The organism is Marinobacter guineae (assembly GCF_002744735.1).
GTDB classification, from domain to species: domain Bacteria; phylum Pseudomonadota; class Gammaproteobacteria; order Pseudomonadales; family Oleiphilaceae; genus Marinobacter; species Marinobacter guineae.
In genome coordinates, this window is the sequence record NZ_KZ319348.1 from 1 (window position 1) to 4,736 (window position 4,736).

General features: G+C 52.4%; 4 protein-coding genes. All 4 read right to left on the reverse strand.

Annotated elements, in window-relative coordinates:
* Positions 1 to 53: 53 nt before the first annotated feature.
* The 4 genes from CLH62_RS20750 to CLH62_RS20765 all read right to left on the reverse strand — a co-directional run bounded on the left by CLH62_RS20750 (position 54) and on the right by CLH62_RS20765 (position 4,542).
* Positions 54 to 941, reverse strand: coding sequence for a hypothetical protein (locus CLH62_RS20750; protein ID WP_099620069.1), 888 nt, complete (start codon positions 939 to 941; stop codon positions 54 to 56).
* A 1,043-nt stretch (positions 942 to 1,984) separates the two neighbouring features.
* On the reverse strand, positions 1,985 to 2,362 hold the full coding sequence (locus CLH62_RS20755) for a hypothetical protein (protein ID WP_143752402.1): 378 nt from the start codon (positions 2,360 to 2,362) through the stop codon (positions 1,985 to 1,987).
* 98 nt (positions 2,363 to 2,460) lie between these two features.
* On the reverse strand, positions 2,461 to 4,059 hold the full coding sequence (locus CLH62_RS20760; protein WP_099620070.1) for a DNA sulfur modification protein DndB: 1,599 nt from the start codon (positions 4,057 to 4,059) through the stop codon (positions 2,461 to 2,463).
* Positions 4,060 to 4,122: 63 nt separating this feature from the next.
* Positions 4,123 to 4,542, reverse strand: coding sequence for an antirestriction protein (locus CLH62_RS20765; RefSeq protein ID WP_091643496.1), 420 nt, complete (start codon positions 4,540 to 4,542; stop codon positions 4,123 to 4,125).
* Positions 4,543 to 4,736 lie beyond the last annotated feature (194 nt).

Genomic DNA, 4,736 nt, shown 5'->3' on the forward strand with positions numbered 1-4,736 from the left:
CGAATAGCGAACCTGGAGAAGCCCGCCCCGAAGGGCGCGCCAAAGGCTGCACCTCACTCGGAAAAATCCTGCGTAGCTTGATGATTGGCGGTCAGAGCCGCGTAATTCTCCAGTGTATTGATACGCTCGTTGTACCTCCGCCCCTTCACACCTTTGATCAGGTAAACATTCGGCGATCCTTTAAGAGCTTGAGCGGGCACCGGCAGTCCAAACGCTTCAAGGGTGCTTTCGTTGGTAACCCTCAAAACGCTGATCAGGTCGTGGTTAACCAACAGGTCAATCGCCTGGCGAATGTTTTTACTGCTCAGCCCTGTCCTTTCCATCATTCGATCGTAAGAGATCAACGAGACATTGGTGTCTCTCTGGCACACGGACAACAGGAGCAGATAGATCACGAGACCATTCATGGCAGTCTGACCCCGTTTCGGGTACTCAGAAAGCATGATGGGATAGCTGCTCGATACCCTTCGCATCCCGAACAAGTGCCCCTTCGGTAATTTGACGTGCCCTTTCCACTCATCCGCTCTGTCCGGATCAAGCCCCTTTATTCTGTAAACCAGGGGTTTGTAGCCAAGCCTTTCGATGGCATCCGTAGCCTCCAAAAGCTTCAGGCCCTCGCACACCATTGCCCTCGACAGCTTGAGATACAGCTGAATTTCCTCGTAGGTTGTCCGCAGACAGTGCTTGCCCACGTTCCTTTCTTGCTTTTTGTCATCAGCCATCGCCACCAACGCAATGTAGATCTTCAAAGCCGCGATCACCTGGCCAGCGGTCGGCGTCTTTGAGAGTCCCATCGGAAGTGGTACCCCCAAACTCACAGTAAGAGGGTCTGTGCGAGTAACCTTTGCCAAGGCCCACGGTGAACACCGCTCTTTCCCCAGCCAATATCTTGGGATCGGCGAAAACCGGTCTTCTCTCAAGCTCGTGCTCTGATCGCTCATCTCAAGAACTTCTCCAGATTACGGCCAACGCCACCAAGGCCATAGAAAGAACAGCGAGATTCTCTGTTGGCATAGTGCCGGCGACAGCAATGAAGCTGTCCAACCAGGACGGTGTTTCGGTCATGTTGCAGACTCCATTTGATCTACCATGCAATCAATTTAGATTGGACGGCAGAAGATCTCTAGAATACTGATACCGCTAAATCTGCAACTTTCATAATACAATCAATAATTAATCTAATTTTACATAGTTCATGAGAAACACTCATTTGATGGTGTATCCTCCACCCTACCCCAATAATGCGAATTACCAACACCTAAAAGGGAATACCAGCCGGTCTTCTGAAAGGAGGATCCCTACCGGCTGGTGCCGCTGATAACATCAGCGACGCCACCAAAACGATCTAGTACAGATCGCTACACCAACCAAAACCACCAGTACAGGTACAGCTGTCAGCCAGATCGGAACACCAGTCGCCGACATTATGAACATTGATGTCAGGCCCGTAGTCACTATCTTTCCGCCCAGGGTGTTGAGCCCTATATCCGTTTCCTTCTTGTTTTCCATTCGATTACCTCGCTCTTTTTCAATATTTCTTAACCTATTTATACCGGTGGACACTGTTCTCGCTTCAGGCTGCAAAAACGTATTCACCGACCACTGCCTGCTCGTAATTCGGTCCAGGTAATCACTATTTATAAAAAGCTCGCTTTAACCGACATCAGCGGAAACACCCCGTCCTTGCGGCGACCGGCCTTACGATTTTCAGAGCTTTCAATACAACAAGGTTTCGTGGACTGAAAAGGTTGGCGAGTCGCTTTTTGCGCCTCATGTCGGGGCTACGGAAATGCAGAAATTGAACGGCTATCTTGCGTGGTGAGGCAGTCCGATTGGATTTCAAAAATATCGGCGCGGTAGGATCTCTGAGAAGTCAGGATTTAGAGGGGGGTTAGTCCCGCAACGCGGGATCAACGAATAGCTCATCCAGCGAAGCGTGGCCGGAAGGATATGCCTTCTTTTCCCGAAGGGTGGGCTGGACCCATTAAAGGTCCAGCCCTGCGGGCTCGGCAGCGGCCCAGAAATCGGCACCGAAAAGATAGCCGCGCGCGGCTTCGGTGACGGGAATTTCCGGTCGCTGTCGGTTGAAAAAATAGCAGCGCTCAAACGGCATCAAGGTGATTCGTTCATCGAATCCCGCCGGTAGCGCTTCCAAACAATCCACTAGGGCACCATCGGCAAAGGCGAACACGGTGCGGACGCCCTCGGAGATTACTCTCTCCCATGTTTTTTTGGACACGACAAACCGGACATTCTCCAGACCCACGGCCCGTGCGTAGCCAACCACCTTGCCCTTATCAGGGCCTTCCATCGCCTGAATGGAAAAGAAATTCGGCTTTAACAGATTGCGATAGACGCGCACTCTCATTCCGACCTGGACGCTTCGCTCCCTATAAGGCACAAACATCACTCCCCTCCCCTATCAGTTTCCGGCCGGAAACTCCGGCCGGATCCTTTCCCCTAGTTGAGCAGCGAACCGAGTCGCATTTCAGTTTCGGCCACTGTCGGCGTGAGGGCCATACCGCACAACCCCATCAGAGTGGCAGCAGTACCTTTGACCCCATCGGATGTTTTCTGCATCCGGCCAGCCACCACACACCGACCTTCCCAAACCGGAGCGGTCCTATCTGGTACCAGGTTTTCCAGCTTTTCCATTGCTTCAAACCTATCCACGCCCTCCGTTTTCCCATACACCAAGTATTTGTTCACCATTTCAGCACCGTATAACCCGAGGGCTTCCAGGAACACGGCATGCCCGACCACGTATTGCTCACGTAGCTCCTGCGCGGAAATCTTCCCTGATAGCATCAGATCCCACATCGGTATATGGGCGCGCGCCTTTTCAAGAAAGAGAATGACGCCTTCTTTCGCGTCTCTCAGGTAGGCTTCGTCGTAATCGACAATGCTCCGCTTGGTAAGGTCGGTCAGATTGGAAATGAATTTCTTGAAGCTCACCAGGTTCCACAGCTTAAAGCTCTTCGGGCCCACACTGCCCGATTCAAATTCAACCCTGCTCCGAAACTCAGGAATCTCTTTGAGCAGATCCAGGACAAACCCATTGAACGGATCCCGCTGGTCATACAGAGCACTCAGCGAGCTACTCGGTTTCTTGGCGTTTGCATTGATGTCGGCGAACATCTGCTGGCTTCGCTTCAATCCCTGATCAAAAAACAAAGTCACACAGACGGTTTCCTCACCCAGGATCGGCATGGATTCCAGGGCCAATTCGATGCCCCGGCGCCGGTGTTGGCCATCGTTGATCAGCATTACGGCGTCCATTGGAATGTGAAGAACCCCCACCCGAGCGCCGGCGCCAGAAACCTGCAAACCTTCGAACGCCATTTCACTGCTCACGCTCGCCGTAATTGCCGGCAGGACGTATTCGTGACGATTCTCCAGGATGTAATCAGCGATATCCCGAGCATGGCGCTCATTGAGATGACGTTGGGCCCGCGCTTCAGGTGGCAAGGTATCCTCATCAAATCGAAACAACTTCACCAGGTACTTAAAAGGAATCTGGGCGGTATAGAACTCATTGCCCGCCTGAATTCCTTTCACGGCTGGGAAGCTGTAAGTGATCTCAGAGCGCTCCGACACATTAGCCTCGATGGCATTGATTCGCGCCATACGCTCGGCGAACTCCTGGCGCTGTGCCTCTTCCTCGTCTAGCTTGGCTGCTGCGCGCTCTCCGAACTCAGCCTTGAGCTCATCTACAGTCAGACCAAGATCTTCCAACCAGGAAGCGAAGAAATCCGGCCGCTCAATTGGTGTGCCTCGCTCTTGAAGAATTAGGTCTCGTGCCAGGCTCAAGCCCAAACGTTCGTGCCGCTCCTGCTTTGCCTGGGCCACCAAACTTGGGACCACATCGCCAACAGCGTGCCCATAAGGCGCGTCAATCATGGCAATGCGCTCGGGATAATCAGCCTTTCGCTGTAGGGTCCGCCACCGCTCGTCGGCCGTCTCCTGACTCTTGTGGCGACTAATGATTTTTCCCTCCTCGAAAGTCTCGGAGAAGGACTTAGTGATGGTAACGCGCTCCAAGGCAATAACGTAGAACATGGTAATTTCCTCTGGTTCTGAGAGTTTCCGGGCGGAAACACGGGGGCTTTCGCCCCCTCCTAGTTAGTCGAGAAGACGGTAGATTTTTGAGGCCTCTGGATGGTCACCAACGACTTCCATTAGCTTGTCGTAGGTTTCCAAGAGGTATGCGTCTTCAGGGAATTTGTGCATTCCATAGGAACTGGCATAAATGGTCAGAACCAGGCCAGCGGCATCAGCGCTCATGGTTTCATCCGCATAGTTCAGCGGGCTTACTAAGCGCACCGGCTCGTCGGTACTCAGAGACATATAAAGCGCGTCATTCGAGGTGATATTAAGATCCCAATAGCCACCGTTGTACGCTTCGTTGAAGGTGTTCATGAAGCTGAACACAAACATTTCCAGGTTCACGCAACGATCGCCCCAGTATTGGTGCATTGTTTCTGCGCGTTGGAGGGTCGGAACACGGGTAAAAAACTCAGGGAGAGCTTGTGCAGTAGTCATAGCAAATATCCTAACTCGCCTCGATGACCGCCGGCGTATCGCGGTGGTCAGCACCCCGCTGACCATGTGATTATTATCGGTTTTCCTGCCCTGCCTGTCAATCTCTTTGTATACCTTTCAAAGAATAAAAACCCATATGAATCAGCCCTCTTTGTGCATCTTCGTCTAACGCCAGACTTGTCTTTTGCAGTGTG